General features: G+C 74.2%; 16 protein-coding genes and 1 pseudogene. 12 read left to right on the forward strand and 5 right to left on the reverse strand.

Features of this window, described 5'->3' with window-relative positions; translation table 11 throughout:
* Positions 1-45: 45 nt before the first annotated feature.
* Positions 46-231 (reverse strand): CsbD family protein, encoded by a 186-nt coding sequence (locus tag ABZ495_RS35305; protein ID WP_329485648.1) that lies wholly within the window; start codon positions 229-231, stop codon positions 46-48.
* Positions 232-614: 383 nt separating this feature from the next.
* On the opposite strand from ABZ495_RS35305, the gene ABZ495_RS35310 reads away from it, so the two are divergent.
* Together ABZ495_RS35310 and ABZ495_RS35315 are read left to right on the forward strand one after the other, a co-directional pair.
* The gene (locus ABZ495_RS35310; RefSeq protein WP_359840027.1) at positions 615-806 is read left to right on the forward strand and encodes a hypothetical protein; all 192 of its coding nucleotides are present in this window, start codon (positions 615-617) and stop codon (positions 804-806) included.
* Positions 803-1,303 carry an ATP-binding protein gene (locus ABZ495_RS35315; RefSeq protein WP_359840029.1) on the forward strand — a complete coding sequence of 167 codons (501 nt, stop codon included), beginning with the start codon at positions 803-805 and terminating at the stop codon, positions 1,301-1,303. Before ABZ495_RS35310 ends, ABZ495_RS35315 begins: the two co-directional genes overlap by 4 nt.
* A 151-nt stretch (positions 1,304-1,454) precedes the next feature.
* Here ABZ495_RS35315 and ABZ495_RS35320 read toward each other — a convergent pair whose 3' ends face one another.
* The 4 genes from ABZ495_RS35320 to ABZ495_RS35335 all read right to left on the reverse strand — a co-directional run bounded on the left by ABZ495_RS35320 (position 1,455) and on the right by ABZ495_RS35335 (position 7,311).
* The gene (locus tag ABZ495_RS35320) at positions 1,455-2,453 is read right to left on the reverse strand and encodes a winged helix-turn-helix domain-containing protein (protein ID WP_359840031.1); all 999 of its coding nucleotides are present in this window, start codon (positions 2,451-2,453) and stop codon (positions 1,455-1,457) included.
* 326 nt (positions 2,454-2,779) lie between these two features.
* On the reverse strand, positions 2,780-4,297 hold the full coding sequence (locus ABZ495_RS35325) for an MFS transporter (RefSeq protein WP_359840033.1): 1,518 nt from the start codon (positions 4,295-4,297) through the stop codon (positions 2,780-2,782).
* A gap of 167 nt (positions 4,298-4,464) precedes the next feature.
* Complete coding sequence (locus tag ABZ495_RS35330) at positions 4,465-6,669, reverse strand: catalase (protein ID WP_359840034.1); 2,205 nt, start codon at positions 6,667-6,669, stop codon at positions 4,465-4,467.
* A gap of 132 nt (positions 6,670-6,801) precedes the next feature.
* On the reverse strand, positions 6,802-7,311 hold the full coding sequence (locus ABZ495_RS35335) for a DUF6328 family protein (protein ID WP_359840036.1): 510 nt from the start codon (positions 7,309-7,311) through the stop codon (positions 6,802-6,804).
* A gap of 334 nt (positions 7,312-7,645) precedes the next feature.
* Between ABZ495_RS35335 and ABZ495_RS35340 the strand changes: the two genes are divergently transcribed.
* The 10 genes and pseudogenes from ABZ495_RS35340 to ABZ495_RS35385 all read left to right on the forward strand — a co-directional run bounded on the left by ABZ495_RS35340 (position 7,646) and on the right by ABZ495_RS35385 (position 18,508).
* Positions 7,646-9,433, forward strand: a complete 1,788-nt coding sequence (locus ABZ495_RS35340) for a thiamine pyrophosphate-requiring protein (RefSeq protein WP_359811562.1) — start codon at positions 7,646-7,648, stop codon at positions 9,431-9,433.
* A gap of 5 nt (positions 9,434-9,438) precedes the next feature.
* Positions 9,439-9,897 (forward strand): hypothetical protein, encoded by a 459-nt coding sequence (locus ABZ495_RS35345; protein WP_359840038.1) that lies wholly within the window; start codon positions 9,439-9,441, stop codon positions 9,895-9,897.
* A 2-nt stretch (positions 9,898-9,899) separates the two neighbouring features.
* Complete coding sequence (locus ABZ495_RS35350; protein WP_359840040.1) at positions 9,900-10,655, forward strand: gluconate 2-dehydrogenase subunit 3 family protein; 756 nt, start codon at positions 9,900-9,902, stop codon at positions 10,653-10,655.
* A gap of 400 nt (positions 10,656-11,055) precedes the next feature.
* The gene (locus tag ABZ495_RS35355; RefSeq protein WP_359840042.1) at positions 11,056-12,369 is read left to right on the forward strand and encodes a GMC family oxidoreductase; all 1,314 of its coding nucleotides are present in this window, start codon (positions 11,056-11,058) and stop codon (positions 12,367-12,369) included.
* A complete protein-coding gene (locus tag ABZ495_RS35360) occupies positions 12,366-13,475 on the forward strand; it encodes an enolase C-terminal domain-like protein (RefSeq protein WP_359840044.1) in 1,110 nt (369 codons plus the stop codon). Before ABZ495_RS35355 ends, ABZ495_RS35360 begins: the two co-directional genes overlap by 4 nt.
* 38 nt (positions 13,476-13,513) lie before the next feature.
* Positions 13,514-15,271: a glycoside hydrolase family 15 protein gene (locus tag ABZ495_RS35365; RefSeq protein ID WP_359840046.1), complete on the forward strand. Its 1,758-nt coding sequence runs from the start codon at positions 13,514-13,516 to the stop codon at positions 15,269-15,271.
* A gap of 76 nt (positions 15,272-15,347) precedes the next feature.
* Entirely contained in the window at positions 15,348-16,223 is an 876-nt protein-coding gene (locus ABZ495_RS35370) for a ribonuclease BN (protein ID WP_359811576.1), read from the forward strand.
* 161 nt (positions 16,224-16,384) lie between these two features.
* Positions 16,385-16,678, forward strand: a complete 294-nt coding sequence (locus tag ABZ495_RS35375) for a WhiB family transcriptional regulator (RefSeq protein WP_329485639.1) — start codon at positions 16,385-16,387, stop codon at positions 16,676-16,678.
* Between the two features lie 121 nt (positions 16,679-16,799).
* Positions 16,800-17,252: pseudogene (locus ABZ495_RS35380) on the forward strand (SRPBCC family protein); the annotation flags it as partial.
* 299 nt (positions 17,253-17,551) lie between these two features.
* Entirely contained in the window at positions 17,552-18,508 is a 957-nt protein-coding gene (locus ABZ495_RS35385; protein WP_352295459.1) for a TIGR03557 family F420-dependent LLM class oxidoreductase, read from the forward strand.
* Positions 18,509-18,555 lie beyond the last annotated feature (47 nt).

Raw genomic sequence — 18,555 nt, forward strand, 5'->3', positions numbered from 1 at the left:
CCCGGCGACCGCCAAGGGGCGGTCGCCGGGCCGGGTGGGTCCGGGTCAGTGCTTCCCGGCGTCCTTGACCTTCTCCACGGCCTGCTTCAGGTCGCTCTTGGCCTGCTCGCCCCGGCCCTTCGCCTCGATGGTGCGGTCACCGGTCGCCTTGCCGGCGGCCTCCTTGATCTTGCCCTCGACCTTCTCACCGGCGTTGCGCAGCTTGTCGTCGGCACCCATCGTGTCGCTCACTCCCTCTCGTGGAGTCCGGCTCTCTCGTGGACTCGGGCGTCGCTCGCCCCGACCGGCGTCTGCCCGGTTCGCCCGGTTCCACACCCGGTGGTTCCGGGTTCGTCGCGGAACCCGGTGCCGAAGGGTCCGTCGCGGGCCCGGTGGCGCCGGATTCGTCGCGGGCGGGGAGCGTCGCAACGCCCGGCAGGTGTGACCGGGCCGGAGCCGGGCAGGCGCGAACCATGCCCGAGGCGCAGGTGAGAAGGGTGCCCGCCGCCCCCGGGGCGTCGGTTCGGCCGGTTCCCGACGACCGGTCGCCGACCGGCGTCCGCGCGCTCGCCCGTGGCACGCGCCATGATGTGCGGGACGGCCCGCCGCCGTCCGGACCCGACCGGGAGCCAGCCATGCGGAGGCCAGCCGAGCAGCCCGCCCGAGGGGCGGGGGAGCGGGTCCGGCACGCCGTCCTCGGTCCCGGCCGGGTGGACGGCGCCGGCCGCACGATGGCCGACGGCACCGGGCGGATCGTCGCCGGGCCGCCCGCCCCGGGCCTCCGCGACTCCCCGGGCTTCCGCGACTCCCCGGGGAGGCCGGGATGAACCGCTCCCCGAATGGCCCCGTTCCCGACCGGCCCGGCGTTCCGATCCCCCTCGGCCGGGGGCCCGCACCCGAGTACTCCGAGCGTCTCCTGCTCGACGGCGGCGAGGGCGCGGTGCGGCGCTGCCGCGAGTTCAGCCGCCGGATCCTGGAGAAGTGGCACTGGCTGCCCGCCGCCGACGAGGAGCAGCGTGCGGTGACCGAGGACGTCCTGCTGATGGTCTCGGAACTCGTCACCAACGCCTGTCTGCACGCGCCGGGCGGCCCCCGGGAGCTGCGGCTGAGCTGGAACGGCGAGCGGCTGCGGGTCGAGGTCGTGGACGCCAGCCCGGTGCCGCCGCGGGTCCGGCCGGCCATCGTCCCGGGGCGGCCCGGGGGGCACGGCCTGCGCATCGTGGCCCGGCTCGCGAGGGCCTGGGGTTCGCTGCCCGCGGGCCGCGGGAAGCTGGTCTGGCTCGAAGTGCCGTCCCCGCTCGGCCAGCGCGTCCGCGGCGGCTGACCCGGGCGGGGACGGCTGTGTCGTGGCAGCGCCGGGCGCTCCGGGCCTGGACCCGCCGGTAGGCGATCACGCGGCAGGCGGGTGCGGGGACCGCCGCGTGGGTGCGTCGCGGAGGTTCCAGCCGGGGCCTGGTGCGGACACCGACCGGTGCTCAGGCCTGCGGCGGGGGCGGCGGGTTGTCGAGGAGGAGGTCGTGGCCGACGTCGGTGAGGGCGTGGCGGACCTGCTTGCCCTCGCGCTGGGTGGCGATCAGGCCGGCCGCGCGCAGGGCGGTGGCATGGGCGGAGGCGGAGGGCGGGGTGACGCCGAGCCGCTGGGCGAGCTCGGTGGTGGAGCAGGCGCTGCCGGCGATGGCGCGCAGGACGCGGGCCCGGGCGGGGCCGAGCACGGCGGCGAGGCCGTCGGCGGCCGGGGTCCGGGCCGCGGGCTCGGCGGCCGGAAGGGCGATCGGGTGCAGCAGCAGGCTCTGGCGGTCCGGCTCGGCCAGCAGGCTGATGCTCCGCTGGACGAAGTAGTTGGGCCGCAGCTCCAGGCCCCGGCCGCCGAGTTCGAAGGAACCCTCCAGCTCGCCGAGGGTGCACTCCAGCACCCCTTCGTCCCGCCAGACGGCCTTCGGGTGGAGCGTGCCGAGCATTTCGCCGATCCCGGAGCGGGCGGCGGTGCGGGCCCGGACGGCGATGTCGGCCTCCAGGGCGCGGCGGATGTCGGGCCAGTCCGGGGCGAGGCAGGCCTGGAACAGCGCCCAGGCGCCGTCGCTGACCTCGCGCAGGCCCCGGCTGCCGTCGTCGCGCAACCGGGCCAGGGCGGCCGGGAGTCCCAGGCGGTTGCCGAAGATCGCGACACCCTCCTCCACGGTCTGCTGCGGGACGGAGAGGAGCGCGTCGAGCTCGTCGGTCAGCTGGCGGCGGACGGCGTCGAGGTCCGCCACCATGAAGTCGGGGATGCCGATCGGGCTCGCGTTGACCACTTCGAGGAAGCGCACGGCCCGGTGGGGCACGTGGCGGCGGGCGTCCCGCCACCAGCGTTCGCTGCGCGACCCGTTGCCCTGGTGAACGCCCAACCGGGCCGAACCGGCCAGCAGATGGTCGAGCGGGGATATGACGAACCGGGTCCTCGCGAGGTCCGCGACCCCGAATCTCAGTGCGATCACGAACCTTCCTCCGGCTCCCCGCAGCCATCCTGACCTGCCGCGTTGTTGACTATTAGGCTCAGAGGCTAATGCATGGCCGTCCGGCCGTCCCCATTGGCATGCTCTCTCTCGTCGGCGCGACTGAGGCCCGCTCCGGCCCCCACCACGAGGGGAGTGGGGGCCGGAGCACGATCCTCGACCGGGCGTTCGCCGAGCCGAGCGCCCGGTGTCGCCCGGCGGATCGGCCACGGCGGCCAAGACGGCTGCGCCGGCCGTGATCTGACGGCCCGCCCGGGCGCAGAGGGCGTTGGCGAAGTCCCGCCGGGTCCGCGACCTCGCAACCGCCCCTAGGTGCTCTTCGCCGCGCCGACGGTGCTGAGCGGCGCGGCCAGCGACTCCAGGCTGCGCCGTTCGGCCCGGACCCCGATCGCGGCCTCGACCAGCCCGGCGGCGGTCATCAGGGCGGCGCCGATGCAGAACGCGAGGGTCGTGTCGGACACCTTGCCGCTGCTCACCAGCCCGTTGAACAGCAGCGGCCCGCTGATGCCGCCGACCGCCGTGCCGACGGCGTAGAAGAAGGCGATGCACATCGCCCGGGTCTCCAGCGGGAAGATCTCGCTGACGGTCAGGTAGGCCGAACTCGCCCCGGCGGAGGCCAGGAAGAGCACCGCCGTCCAGCAGGCCGTCATGCTGACCGCGGACAGCGAGCCCTGTTGGAAGAGGGCGGCGGTGCCGAACAGCAGCAGGCCGGAGCCGATGTAGGTGCCGGCGATCATCGGTTTGCGGCCGACCGAGTCGAAGAAGTGGCCGAGCAGCAGCGGGCCGAGGAAGTTGCCGACCGCGATCACCGCGAAGTAGTAGCCGGTGTCGCCCTCCGGCACCTCGAAGTACTTGGTGAGGATGACCGCGTAGCCGAACGTCACCGAGTTGTAGAGGAAGGCCTGGCCGATGAAGAGCGCGAGGCCCAGTACCGTGCGGCGCGGGTAACTGCCCACCACCGTACGGGCGATCGTGATGAAGCCGAGCGGTCCGCGCTCGCGGATGCGGATCGGGTCCCCCTCGACCGGCGGCAGGGCGCGGCCGGTCTCCTCCTCCACGATCCGTTCGGCCTCGGCCACCACCTCCTCCGCCTCCGCGGCGCGCCCGTGGGTGAACAGCCAGCGCGGGCTCTCCGGGACGTGCCGGCGCACCAGCAGGATCACCAGGCCCAGCACCACGCCGATGGCGAAGGCGAGCCGCCACCCGACGTCGGTGGCGAACAGCGCGGTGTTCAACAGCGCGATCGAGGCGAAGGCGCCGAGCGCCGCGCCGATCCAGAAGCTGCCGTTGATGATCAGGTCGATCCGGCCGCGCACCCGGGCCGGGATCAGCTCGTCGATCGCGGAGTTGATCGCCGCGTACTCGCCGCCGATGCCGAAGCCGGTGAAGAAGCGGCAGAGGAAGAAGAACCAGGCGCTCCAGGAGAACGCCGTGACGGCGGTGGCCACCAGGTAGACGGCCAGGGTGAGCATGAAGAGTTTCTTGCGCCCCAGCCGGTCCGTCAGCCAGCCGAAGAACAGGGCGCCGCTGCACGCACCCGCCACGTACACGGCGGCCGCCACGGTGGTCACCTGAGTCGTCGAGATGCTGACGCCGCTGCCCTGCTCGGCGAGCCGGGCCGCCATGTTGCCGACGATCGTGACCTCCAGACCGTCGAGGATCCAGACGGTCCCCAGGCCGATCACGATCCGCCAGTGCCAGCGGGACCACGGCAGCCGGTCGAGCCTGGCCGGCACGTCCGTCTCGATGACCTCGCCACCGGGCGAGTCCCCGGTCCGCGGTGGCTGTTGCGACCTCTTCGCGGACGCCTTCACCGAGTCGGCCATGACACTCTCCTCCTACGCCGGAACGGGACGCCCCCGCGTCTGCCCGGCTCTCCGGCGATCACACGGGCCGACCCGCGTCCGCCGGGACCCGGCCGTACCCCCGGGCCCCGACACGCCGTTGGCGGCCCCGTCGAGGGGCCGCCAAACGGCGTGTCGTGACCGGGCGGTCAGCGCTCCGGGAAGCGGTGCCGCTCCAGCAGGCGGGCGAAGCCGTCCCAGAAGTCCTCGTCGGCCCGCTCCCCGGGGCCGCGGACGGCGACCCCGGCCAGGTCGGTCGGATCGCCGGCCCCGGCCGCGCGGACGAGCCCGGCGCCCGATCCGAGGACCGCCACCGGCTTGCCGTGCCGCAGCGCCTCGGTGACGAACCGTACGGCGTCCGGATCGGCGGTGAGGTCGGGGCCGGTGCCGCCCGGCACGATCACGGCGTCGTAGAGGACGCCGGTGCCGTCCGGTACCACCACGGCGTCGTAGAGGACGGACGCGGTGGTGGGCAGCGGGCGGTCCACCACGAGGCGGCCGCCGTCCCGTGCGGGCAGTTCGCCGCCGTGTGCGGCGAGGGTCTCCACCGTGGCGCCGCGGGCTCCCAGGTGCTCGTGCGCGGCCCGCACCTGCTCGGCGTCCGCGCCGGGGCCGACCAGCACGGCCACCTTGCGGGTGCGGATGCCGGAGCCGCGCAGGTGCTCCAGGCTCAGCGCGGGGGAGACCAGCGGCCCGGCCGCGCCGGCGTCCTCCTGCGCCGGGGCGTCCAGCTCCGCCGGCTCCGGCTCGGGCACACCGATCCGCCGGGCGACCTCCGCGGCCAGGACGGGGTCGACGTGCACGAGGTTGCCGACGGTGCGCCGCCGCACCTCCTCGTCGACCACCTTGCCCAGCTCGAACGCGAAGGCGGCGGTGATGTGTTCCTGCTCCCAGCCGGTCATGCTGCGCCAGAACAGGGTGGCCTGGCTGTAGTGGTCGGCGAAGCTGGGGCTGCGGCGCCGGATCGTCCGGCCGTCGACCCGCTCCTGGTAGTGCTGGAAGACCCCCTCCGGCAGCCGGCCGCCGCCCATGGTGAACGGGCAGCCGCCTCCCACGGAGTTGGGCGAGTAGCCGTGACCCGGGTGGATGGTCTGCTGGCCGTGGCCGTCGCGGTGGTTGACCCGGACGTCGGCCAGCGGCCGGTTGACCGGCAGCTGCGAGAAGTTGGGGCCGCCCAGGCGGATGAGCTGGGTGTCGAGGTAGGAGAAGTTGCGGCCCTGGAGCAGCGGGTCGTTGGTGAAGTCGATACCGGGGACGATGTTGGCGGTGTGGAAGGCGACCTGCTCGGTCTCGGCGAAGAAGTTCTCCGGATTGCGGTTCAGGACCATCCGCCCGACCGGCCGGACCGGCACGAGCTCCTCCGGCACCAGCTTCGTCGGATCGAGCAGATCGAAGGGGAACGCGAACTCGTCGTGCTCCGGTATCAGTTGGACGCCGAGCTCGTACTCCGGGAAGTCGCCGTCCGCGATCGCCTCCCACAGGTCGCGGCGGTGGAAGTCCGGGTCGCGTCCGGCGGTGAGCTGGGCCTCGTCCCAGACCTGGGAGTGCGTTCCGAGCAGCGGCCGCCAGTGGAACTTCACGAAGGTCCCGCGACCGTCGGCGTTCACCAGGCGGAAGGTGTGGACGCCGAAGCCCTGCATCATCCGGTAGCTGCGGGGGATGGCCCGGTCGGACATCGCCCACATGAGCATGTGGGTGGACTCGGGCTGGAGCGAACAGAAGTCCCAGAAGGTGTCGTGGGCGGAGGCGCCGGTGGGGATCTCGTTCGGGGCCTCCGGCTTCACGGCGTGCACGAAGTCGGGGAACTTGGCGGCGTCCTGGATGAAGAACACCGGAATGTTGTTGCCGACCAGGTCGTAGTTGCCGTGGCGGGTGTAGAACTTGGTGGCGAAGCCGCGGACGTCGCGCACGGTGTCGGCGGAGCCGCGCGGGCCCTGGACGGTCGAGAACCGGACGAAGACCGGAGTGCGCCGGCCGGCCTCCTGGAGGAAGTCGGCGCAGGTGAACTCGGCGAGCGAGGCGTAGGGTTCGAAGAATCCGTAGGCGCCCGCCCCGCGGGCGTGCACCACCCGCTCGGGGATCCGCTCGTGGTCGAAGTGGGTGAGCTTCTCCCGCAGCTGGAAGTCCTCCAGCAGGGTGGGCCCGCGATCGCCGACCGTCAGCGAGTTGTCGGTGTCGTCGACCCGCACGCCCTGGTCGGTGGTCAGCGCTCCGTTCGGGTCAGGAGCCCGGGCGGCGTCCAGCGCGGCGTCCTTGGCATCGCGCCCGTGCTCCACCGGCGGCCCCGGATTCGGGGTCCCGGTGACGAGGGGCGCGTGAGGGCGGTGCTCGGGAGGTCCGGGGTTGATCGTCATGGCACGCTCTCCGTCCTGGAAGGGGCCGGGCCGCCGCTCTCCGGGCGCCCGGCCTGGGTCGGCGGTGCGGCTGCCCGATGGATGGGAGTGCAAACCGGGCGGCGCGCGTCCGGGCCCCGGCCCGGCGGGGGCTCAGCGGTCCCGGTCCCTCCGGTGGGCGTGACGGCGCAGCACCGAACGGGGGAGGACGAGCCAGCAGACGCAGAACCACGCCAGCGCCGCGCCGCTGAGCACCCAGGCCGCCGGTGAGCTGTCGGTGGCGGTGCGCAGGAGCAGCAGCAGCGCGGCCGAGATGGTGAGGGCGAGCAGCACCAGGCCGAGGCCGATGAGCCGCGCGGCGACGTGGATGAGCTCGGGCTTCATGCCGTGGCCGGACATGAAGCGGTGGAACGCCACGGGGGCGATGAGCGTGCCGGTGGCGAAGGCGCCGAGCAGGACGGTGGCCACGTAGAGGTGCTTGTCGAAGTCCGGCAGTGTCGCGAAGCGGGGGGTGAAGGCGGTGGCGAGAAGGAAGCCGAAGAGGATCTGGGCGCCCGTCTGGCAGACCCGCACCTCCTGCAGCATCTCGTTCCACAGGCGGTCGGCACGCTCTTCCGGAGTCTCGTCACGCCCCCGGGCCGGTCGGTCGTGGTCTGCGGTCATCGGCGGGTCCCCTGCGGCGGTCTGGGCCGGGCGCCGACGGGGCGGCGCAGCGCGGCGAACGGGTATCGGCGGCCGGTGTGCCCTCGGCGGGACCGGCGCCGCACCCGTCTGCCCAGTCTGGCGACGGCCACGCAGGGGCGCCACCGGGAGCGGCGGCCCGGCCCGGGCGGGCGGCGGAAACCCGCCGGGCGGCGCTCACGGGCCCGGACCGACGGCGTCCGGGCACCGGCCCCCACCGGCCGGGTTTCGGCCGGCCCCGACGGGTCAGACGAGAGCGCGGGGAGTTTCTCCCGGCCCCCCGCCGGCGAGTCGAGCTGCGAACGGAGCCCAACAGATGAAGGTCTCGGACTACATCCTCGAGCGCTTGCGGCAGTGGGACGTCGAGCACGTCTTCGCCTATCCCGGTGACGGCATCAACGGCCTGCTCGCCGCCTGGGGCAGGGCCGACGACAAGCCGCAGTTCGTGCAGGCGCGGCACGAGGAGATGGCCGCCTTCGAGGCCGTCGGCTACGCCAAGTTCTCCGGCCGGACGGGGGTGTGCGCCGCGACCTCCGGCCCGGGCGCGATCCATCTGCTGAACGGCCTCTACGACGCCAAGCTCGACCACGTCCCGGTCGTCGCGATCGTGGGCCAGACCGACCGCAGCGCGATGGGCGGCTCCTACCAGCAGGAGGTCGACCTCCTCTCGCTCTACAAGGACGTCGCCTCCGCCTACTGCGAGATGGTCACCGTCCCCGAACAGCTGCCCAACGTGCTGGACCGGGCGATGCGCGTCGCCGCCACCAGCCGCACCGTCACCGCCGTGATCGTCCCGGCCGACGTCCAGGAGCTCGACTACCAGCCGCCGGCCCACGCCTTCAAGATGGTGCCCTCCAGCCTCGGCGTCGGCCGGTACGCGCCGGTGCCGTCGGACGCGGACCTCGCCCGCTGCGCCGAGATCCTCAACGCCGGCGAGAAGGTGGCCGTCCTGGTCGGCCAGGGCGCGCGGCGGGCGCGCGCCGAGGTCGAGCAGGTCGCCGGGATCCTCGGCGCCGGGGTGGCGAAGGCGCTGCTCGGCAAGGACGTGCTGCCGGACACGCTGCCCTACGTGACCGGCTCGATCGGCCTGCTGGGGACGCGGCCGTCCTACGAGCTGATGCGCGACTGCGACACCCTGCTGGTGATCGGCTCCAGCTTCCCGTACACCCAGTTCCTCCCCGAGTTCGGCAAGGCCCGGGCCGTGCAGATCGATGTCGACCCGTCGATGGTGGGCCTGCGCTACCCGTTCGAGCTGAACGTGGTGGGCGACGCGACGGAGACCCTCAAGCGCCTCATCCCCCTGCTGGACCAGAAGACGGACCGGTCCTGGCGGGAGACGGTCGAGGAGAACACCGCCCGCTGGTGGGAGGTCATGGAGCGGCGCGCCGCCGTCTCCGCCGACCCGCTCAACCCCGAGCACGTGGTGCACGCCCTCGACGCCCTGCTGCCGGAGAATGCCATGATCGCCGCGGACTCCGGGTCCGCCGCCAACTGGTACGCCCGCCACCTGCGGATGCGCGGGACGATGCGCGGCTCCCTGTCGGGCACCCTCGCCACCATGGGCCCCGGGGTGCCGTACCTGATCGGGGCGAAGTTCGCCCACCCGGACCGCCCCGCCATCGCCATCGTCGGGGACGGCGCGATGCAGATGAACGGCCTCGCCGAACTGATCACCGTCGCGAAGTACTACCAGCAGTGGTCGGACCCGCGGCTGATCGTCGCCGTCCTCAACAACCAGGACCTCAACCAGGTCACCTGGGAGATGCGGGCCATGCAGGGTGCCCCGCAGTTCGAGCCCTCCCAGCACCTGCCGGACGTGCGGTACGCCGACTTCGCCGTCCAGCTGGGCCTCTACGGCACCCGGGTGGAGAAGCCCGAGGACGTCGAGCCGGTGTGGCGCCAGGCGCTCGCCTCGGAGCGGCCGTACGTCATCGACTTCCGCACCGACCCGGCCGTGCCGCCGATCCCGCCGCACGCCTCGCTCGACCAGATCACCGCCGCCGCCTCGGCGGTCCTCAAGGGCGACAGCGACCGCGGGTCCATGGTCAAGCAGGGCCTCAAGGCGAAGATCCAGGAGTTCCTGCCCGGCAGCGGCAAGGAGTGAGTGCGATGACCAGGGCCCCGGCCGCACGGCACCTGCCCGGGCTCGTGCCCCGCGCGGTGCACGACGTACGCCACGGCCGCTTCGAGCGGTCCCTGTCGCTGCTGATGTCGGGCGGCGCCCTGGTGACGGCCGCCGAGATCTACCTGGAGCACGACCGCGCGAGCTTCGGCAACCGCGTGATGTGGTGGCCGGTCGTGCTGGGGCCGCTGGCCGCCGCGGCGGGGGTGGCGGGATTCGCCAGCGAGCGCGCCGCGCACACCGTGCTGCCCGTGATGTCGGCGGCCGTGGTGGCCAACGGCCTCCAGGGCACCTACCTGCACGCGCGGGGCGTCGCCCGCAAACCCGGGGGCTGGGCGATGGCCCGCTACAACGTCGAGATGGGCCCGCCGCTGTTCGCACCGCTCCTGGTGACGATGGTCGGGGGGATGGGCCTGCTCGCCGCCGTCCTGCGCCGGGAGCGGTGACCGTGCCCGCGCGCCGCCGGCCCGCCCGCCGGACCGTCCCCTCCGGCGAGGCGGGCCGGCGCTTCCCCGGCTTCGATGTCCTGGACCAGACCGACGCCTGGGACCCGGCGACCGCCGCCACCGTCCACCAGCGCCTCCAACTCCAGCCCGACCTGAGGTACTTCACCCCGGTGGAGGAGGCCTGCGCGGGCGCCCTGCTGGACCGGCTGCTCGCCCAGGACGGCCCGCCGGAGCGCCCGAAGGTGCCGGTCCTCCAGATGATCGACGCCCGCCTCGCCGAGGCCCGGACGGACGGCTGGCGGTACCGGGACATGCCAGAGGACGGGGAGGCCTGGCGGGCCTCGCTGCGGGCCCTCGACGAGGACGCCGCCGACCGGTACGGCGCGCCGTTCGCGGCGCTCGACCCCGACCGGCAGCGCGCCCTCGTCCAGGCCGTCCAGGACCTGCGCGGCAAGCCCTGGCACGGCATGCCCGCGGCCCACGTGTGGAGCCTGTGGACCAGGTACGCCTGCACCGCCTTCTACGCCCACCCGTGGTCGTGGAACGAGATCGGCTTCGGCGGGCCGGCCTACCCGCGCGGCTACGCCCGCCTCGGCGTGGGGGCGCGCGAACGCTGGGAGCACCCTGACGCGGACCCCGCCGACCCGGCCGGACCCGATCCCGGGGGAGACGGCGCCGACGACGGCCCCGCCGATCACGGCCCCCACGGCCACGACTCCGCCGACGACAGCCCCGCCGACCGAAAGGACAGGACGTGAGCCGACGTCTGGAAGCGGTACGGTCCACGCTGGCCCTCACGGCCGGATCGCAGCAGGGGATCCGGGACCGCAACGCCTCCGCCTGGCTGCTGCCGGACGACGGAAGCCGGTTCGACCACGCGCTGATCGAGAACATGCGCCGCTTCGACGACACGGACGAGGTGGACCTGGTCATCGTCGGCTGCGGGGCCGGCGGCGCCACCCTCGCCCAGCGGATGGCGCACGCGGGGTGGTCCGTGGTCTGCCTGGAGGCCGGGCCGTTCTGGGATCCGGACACCGAGTGGGTCAGCGACGAGGCCGGCTCCCACCACCTCTACTGGACGGAGCCGCGGGTGATCTCCGGGCAGGACCCGGTCCCCATGGGCTCCAACAACTCCGGTCGCGCGTCGGCGGTTCGACCGTGCACTTCGCCGGATTCGTGCCCCGCCTGCACCCCAGCGACTTCTCCACGCTCACCGACGACGGCGTCGGCGCCGACTGGCCGATCCGCTACGAGGACCTGCGCCCGTCCTACGAGCGGATCGAGCAGGAACTCCCCGTCGCCGGGCAGTACTGGCCGTGGGGCGACCCGCACGCCTACCCCCACGCCCCGCACCCGGCGGGCGGCAACGGCGAGATCTTCCTGCGCGGCGCGGCCGCCGCCGGGATCGAGGCCCGGGTGGGCCCGGTCGCCATCACCAACGGCCGGTTCGGCAACCGCCCGCACTGCGTCTACCGGGGCTTCTGCCTCCAGGGCTGCAAGGTCAACGCCAAGGGTTCCACCTTCGTCACCCACGTCCCCGACGCCCTCGCGCACGGCGCCGAGATCCGCACCGACGCCATGGTCACCGCGATCGAGACCGACGCCGACGGCAGCCGCGCCACCGGGGTCCGCTATCTGCGCCGGGGGCGCGAACACCTGCAGCGCGCCCGGACGGTGGCCGTCGCCGGGTACGCGATCGAGACCCCGCGGCTGCTGCTCAACTCCGCGAACCGGCGCTTCCCCGAGGGGCTCTGCAACGACCACGACCTGGTCGGCCGCTACGTCATGGTGCAGGGCGCCCCGCAGACCGCCGGGCGCTTCGCCGAGGAGATCCGCGCGTACAAGGCACCCCCGCCGGAGGTCTCCTCCGAGGCCTTCTACGAGACCGACCCCGGCCGTCCCTACAAGCGGGGCTTCGCCGTCCAGACCGTCTCCCCGCTGCCGATCACCTGGGCCGAGCACGTGGCGGCCCAGGGCCACTGGGGGCACGACCTGCGCCGCTACCTCCAGGACTACATCCACTGGGCCACCCTCGGCGCCCTGTGCGAACTCCTCCCGCAGCCCGACAACCGCGTCACCCTCGCCACCGAGAAGGACCGCCACGGCCTGCCGGTGGCCGACCTCTCCTACACCCAGTGCGACAACGACCGGGAGGTGATCAAGGCCGCCCGGTCGACCATGGAGGAGATCCTGCGGGCGGCCGGCGCCACCGAGGTCATCACCATCGAGCGCTACGCCCACCTGGTCGGCGGCTGCCGGATGGCCCAGGACGCCGAACACGGCGTCGTCGACGCCGACCTGCGGAGCTTCGCGATCCCCAACCTGCTGATCACCGACGGCAGCGTGCTGCCCACCCAGGGCGCTGCCAACCCGGCGCTGACCATCATGGCCCTCGTCGACCGCGCCGCCGGGCGGCTGGCCGCCGGAGCCCGGTCCGGGCTGCGCGCACCCGCCGGGAGGAGCGCCCGATGAACGGCACCGACGGACCGCCGCTGGAGCGGATCGACGTCCAGGTGCTGACCGTGCCCACCGACGCGCCCGAGGGCGACGGCACCCTCGCCTGGTCGTCCACCACCATGGTCCTCGTGCACGCGCACGCCGCGGGCACCACCGGCACCGGCTGGACGTACGGCGCCGCCGCCACCGCCGACGTGATCAGGGACGAACTGGCCGGGGTGGTCACCGGGCAGTCCGTCCTCGACGTCCCCGCCCGCAACGAGGCGATGACCCGGGCGGTGCGCAACGCCGGCCGCCCCGGCCTGGTCGCCGGCGCGATCTCCGCGGTGGACATCGCCCTGTGGGACGTCAAGGCCCGGCTGCTCGGACTGCCGCTGGTCCGCCTGCTCGGCGCCGCCCGCACCGAGGTGCCGGTCTACGGCAGCGGCGGCTTCACCACCTACGACGACGCGCGGCTGGCCGACCAGCTGCGCGACTGGGCGGACCGGCAGGCCGTCCCCCGGGTCAAGATCAAGATCGGCGAGTCCCGCGGCACCCGCGAACAGCGCGACCTGCACCGCGTCGAGCGGGCCCGGGAGGTCATCGGCGACACCGCCGAACTGTACGTGGACGCCAACGGCGCCTACACCCGCAAGCAGGCCGTACGGATCGGCCGCACCCTCGCCGGACTGGGGGTGAGCTGGTTCGAGGAACCGGTCTCCTCGGACGACCTGTCCGGGCTGGCCCTGGTCCGCGACGCCCTCACCGCCGACGTCGCCGCGGGGGAGTACGGCTACGACCTGCCCTACTTCGCCCGGATGGTCCCGGCGGTGGACTGCCTGCAGGCCGACGCCACCCGCTGCGGCGGCCTCACCGTCTGGCTGCGGGCGGCGGCCCTCGCCGAGGCGCACGGCCTCCAGCTCTCCGGCCACTGCGCCCCGCACGTCCACGCCCACGCCGCCGCGGCCGTCCCCAACCTCCGCCACCTGGAGTGGTTCCACGACCACGTCCGGATCGAGAACCTGCTCTTCGACGGCGCCCTCGACCCCCGCGGCGGGGTGCTGCGCCCCGGCGCGGACGGCGCGCCGGGCCTCGGCCTCACCCTGCGCGCCGACCGAGCCGAGCAGTACCGCACCGGCTGAGCACCGACCCGCCACCCCGCCGAAGGAGAGCCGAGCCCGTGACCGACGACCGCCCCCAGCCCCACGCGCTGCGCGACTACGCCCTGCTGGCCGACGGCGAACGCGGCGCCCTGGTGGGCCCCGGGGGCGACCTGGTCTGGATGTGCGCACCGCGCTGGGACAGCGACGCCGTCTTCTCCGCACTGATCGGCGGCCCCGGCTGGTACTCCGTCACCCCCGCCACCCCCTTCGTCTGGGGCGGCTACTACGAGAGCGGCACCCTGATCTGGCGCAGCCGCTGGGTGACCACCGGCGGCATCGTCGAGTGCCGTGAAGCCCTCGCCCACCCCGGCGACCCGCACCGGGCCGTCGTGCTGCGCCGGATCCTCGCCGTCGACGGGCCGGCGACCGTGGACGTGACCCTGCAGGCCGCCGCCGCGTTCGGCGAGCAGCCCGCCCGTGACCTGCGGCGCGACGAGACCGGGCGCTGGACGGGCCGGGCCGGCGACCTCCACCTGCGCTGGACCGGCGCACCGGCGGCCCGGCCCCGTGACGACGGCGGCCGCCCCACCCTCCGCACCCGGCTGGAGCTGGCCGCCGGCGCGCACCACGACCTCGTACTGGAGCTCTCGGACCGGCCGCCCGGCCGGGTCGCGAGCGCCGACCGGCTCTGGCGGTCCACCGAGGCCGCCTGGGCGCAGCAGGTCCCGACCTTCCCCGACGCGCTCGGCTCCCGCGACGCCCGGCACGCCTACACCGTCCTGCGCGGCCTCACCGGCGCCCACGGCGGCACCGTGGCCGCCGCCACCACCAGCCTCCCCGAACGCGCCGAGCAGGGGCGCAACTACGACTACCGCTACGTGTGGATCCGCGACCAGGGCTACATCGGCCAGGCCGTCGCCGCCGCCGGTCCGCACCCGCTGCTCGACGACTCGGTCCGCTTCACCACGGCCCGCCTCCACGAGCACGGCCCCGACCTCGCCCCCGCGTACACCACCACCGGCGCCGCCATCCCGGACCGGCGCACCCTGGACCTGCCGGGCTACCCGGGCGGCTTCGACGTGGCGGGCAACCACGTCAACCGGCAGTTCCAGCTCGACGCCCTCGGCGAGTGCCTGCTCCTCCTCGCCGCCGCCGCCCGCCACGGCCGGCTGGACACCGACGGCGTCCAGGCCGCCCGGATCGCCGCCGACGCCATCGCCCACCGCCACACCGAGCCCGACGCCGGGATCTGGGAACTCCACGACGACCACTGGACCCACAGCCGTCTCACCGCCGCCGCGGGGCTGCGGGCGGCCGCCACCGCCGGCGCCGCCGACCGCTCCACCGCCGGCCGCTGGGAGGCGCTCGCGGACGAGATCACCGCCCGGACCGCCGCCACCGGCACCCACCCGACCGGCCGCTGGCAGCGCACCCCCACCGACCCCGGCGTCGACGCCGCCCTGCTGCTCCCCGCGATCCGCGGCGCCGTCGCCCCGGACGACCCGCGCACCCGCGCGACGCTCGACGCGGTACGGGCGGAACTCTGCCGGGACCACTACGCCTACCGGTTCCGCCACGACGAGCGGCCGCTGGAGGACGCCGAGGGAGCGTTCCTGCTCTGCGGCTTCGTCATGGCGCTCGCCGAACACCAGCAGGGCGACCCCGTGGAGGCGGCCCGGTGGTTCGAGCGCAACCGGGCGGCCTGCGGACCGCCCGGCCTGTTCGCGGAGGAGTTCGACATCGCCCAGCGCCAGCTCCGCGGCAACCTGCCGCAGGCCTTCGTCCACGGCCTGATGCTGGAGGCCGCCGTGCGGCTGGCCGGGCCCACCCGCTGATCGCGGCGGCCGTCCCTGTCTGCGACGGCCTGCGCGTGGTAGGCGCGAGGACGGGGACGACGGCGTGGAGGCCACCATGGCTGAGGACCGGGACCGGGACCGGGACGCGACCCCGGGCACGGCGGGCACAGCGGGCGCGACCGTGGCGCCCGGGCGCCGCAGCGCCGCCTCGGTCGCCCTGGAGGTCTGGAAGCAGGGCCGCTCGGTGGAACTCCTGCAGCGCTCGATGGCCTTCGCCGCGCTGTTCTTCGTCACGCTGGTGCCGCTGCTGATCGTGATCGCCGCGGCCCCGCCCACCCGGAACAGCGGAATCAGCCAGTGGATCACCGACGGCCTGGGCCTGACCGGCCGCGGCGCGCAGGCCACCCGCGGCCTGTTCGCCTCCCGCGGCCAGATCCTCAGCACCACCACCGGCTTCGGCCTCGCCGCCCTGACGGTCTTCGGCATCTCCCTGATGGCCTCCGTCCAGACCGTCTACGAGCGCATCTGGCAGCTCGAACGCGGCCCCTGGCACGCCGTCTGGCGCCAGGCCCTCGGCCTGGCCGGACTGACCGCCTACATCCTCATCGCCGCCTGGAGCGGCAGCCCCTGGCAGGGCAGCGCGGCCCAGCCCGCGCTGCGCCTGGCCGCCACCCTGCTCGGCGGCGTCCTGCTGTTCTGGTGGCTGCAGCGCCTGCTGCTCGGCGCACGCGTCCCCTGGCTGTGGCTGCTCCCCGGCGCGCTGGCCACCATGGCCGCCCTGACCGGACTGCGGTACTTCTCCCGGCTGGTCCTCGCCCCGCTGCTGGTCTCCAACGCGGTCTCGTACGGGACGGTCGGCGCGGTCCTGGTGGTGCAGTCCTGGCTGATCGGCGTGGGCTACACCATCTACGGCGGGGCGCTCGCCGGCCACGCGATCATGAGGAGGCGGGCGAGCCTGGCGTCCGACGGCGCGGTGCCGGCGGACCGCTGACGGGTGAGCGCCGACCGGCGACCGTTCCGGGGCGCCCCGGTACGCGTGGGATCGGCGGGAGCGGGCACACGCCCGCACAGCCGAGGCCGTCCGGCGGCCCGGCCCCTCGCCACCCGTACTCCCGACCCTTCCCGGTCACGTCCAGCCGAGGTGAGAACCCCTTGACCAACATCTCGCGCCTGCCCGGCGCCTTCGACCACCGTTGGAACTGGCAGCTCGCCGCCGCGTGCCGCTCCGTCGACACCGCGTTGTTCTTCCACCCGTTCGGTGAACGCGGCCAGGCACACGACGACCGGGAGGAGCAGGCGAAGCGGATATGCCGGGGCTGCCCCGTCCGCGAAGAGTGCCTCCGGCACGCCCTGGAGGTGCGTGAGCCGTACGGTGTCTGGGGCGGTCTGTCGGAGACGGAGCGCGCCGACCTGCTCGGCCCCGTCCGCTCTCCGCAGGCCGCGTGACCGGCACGCCGGAGCCGGGCCCCGGGACCGCCCGGGTGACCTCCTGATTGAGCGCCCGCGATCGGGGCAGGCGCGCCGGTGTACGGAATGCCCGATCCTGTCGATTCGGAAGGAGACCGTTGTGAGCAAGGTGAAGGAGTCCATCGACGTGGACGTCCCGCTGCACAGCGCCTACAACCAGTGGACGCAGTTCGAGGACTTCCCGCGTTTCATGGAGGGCGTGGAGGAGGTCCGCCAGACCGACGACCGGCACTCGCACTGGACGACGAAGGTCGCGGGTGCTCGCCGCGAGTTCGACACCGAGATCGTCGACCAACTCCCCGACGAGCGGATCTCCTGGCGCACCGTCGGCGGTGACGTCCAGCAGATGGGAGTCGTGACCTTCCAGCGCCTCGACGACTCCCACACCCGGGTGAGCCTGGCCATGGACTTCCACCCGACGGGCATGGCCGAGAAGGCCGGTGACCTGCTCGGTGTCCTGGACCGGCAGGTCAAGGGCGATCTGAAGCGGTTCAAGGGCTTCATCGAGGAGCAGGGCCGCGAGAGCGGAGGCTGGCGCGGCCGGCTCTCCCCCGAGGGCACCGGCGGCCAGGGCACCGGCGGTCAGGGCACCGGCGGTCAGGGCACCGGCGGTCAGGGCTCCGGTGGTCAGGGCTCCGGCGGGCCCACGGCACTCGGCGACGCGCCGCCGCGCGAGCGGCCCCAGGCCAGGATGACCGGTGAGGGCGCACCGCCCCTGCCGGCGGACCCGGACGACATGCGACACGGCTGACCCGCCCCGATGCCCGGGCCCCGGCGCCCCGAACCACGGCGCCGGGGCCCGGGCATCGCCGGTCCGTGCCGCCACCGTTACCCGGAAGGACAGGTAGACCCATGACCGAGTACGGCTACTTCCTCTCCTGCGAGGAGTTCACCCCGGCCCAACTGCTCGACCAGGCCCGGCTCGCGGCCGAGGCCGGCTTCACCCGGCTGGCCGTCTCCGACCACTTCCACCCGTGGAACGACGCCCAGGGCAGCAGTCCGTTCGTCTGGTCGGTGATCGGCGCCCTCTCGCAGACCGTCGACCTGCCGGTCACCACCCTCGTGACGTGTCCGACGGTCCGCCTGCACCCGGCGGTCACGGCGCAGGCCGCCGCCACCTCCGCCGTCCTGCTGGGCGGGCGCTTCACGCTGGGTGTCGGTACCGGCGAGGCGCTCAACGAGCACGTGCACGGGGATCGTTGGCCCTCCTTCGACGAACGGGCCGAGATGCTGGAGGAGGCGCTGGAGGTGATGCGCAAGCTGTTCACCGGCGAGCAGGTGTCCCACCGCGGCCGGCACTACACCGTCGACAACGCCCGCCTCTACACCGTCCCCGCCGAGGCACCGCCGGTCTACGTCTCCGGCTTCGGGCCGAACGCCGCCGCCCTCGCGGGCCGGATCGGGGACGGCTTCGTCACCATGACCCCCGACCGCGACCTGGTCGGCGCGTTCCGTGCGGGCGGCGGCGCCGGCAAGCCGGTGATCGGTGGCGTGAAGGTCTGCTGGAACGACGACCGGGACAAGGCCGTCGACCTGGTGCACCGGCTCTGGCCGACCGAACTGCTGCCGGGCGAGCTCGCCCAACTCCTCCCCACCCCGGCCCACTTCGAGCAGGCCAGCGAACTGGTCACGCCCGAGATGGTGGCCGAGGCGGTGACCTGCGGCAACGACGTGGACGAGCACGTCGCGACGCTGCGGTCCTACGTCGACGCGGGCTTCGACGAGGTCTACGTCGGCCAGATCGGCCCCGACAACGAGGCCTTCTTCGACCACTACCGCCGCGAGGTCCTGCCGGCCCTCCCGCGCTGACGGGCCCGCGCCGCGCCGGGGGCGCTGACGGACCGGTCCGTCAGCGC

The organism is Kitasatospora sp. NPDC005748, assembly GCF_040630735.1.
Lineage (GTDB): Bacteria > Actinomycetota > Actinomycetes > Streptomycetales > Streptomycetaceae > Kitasatospora.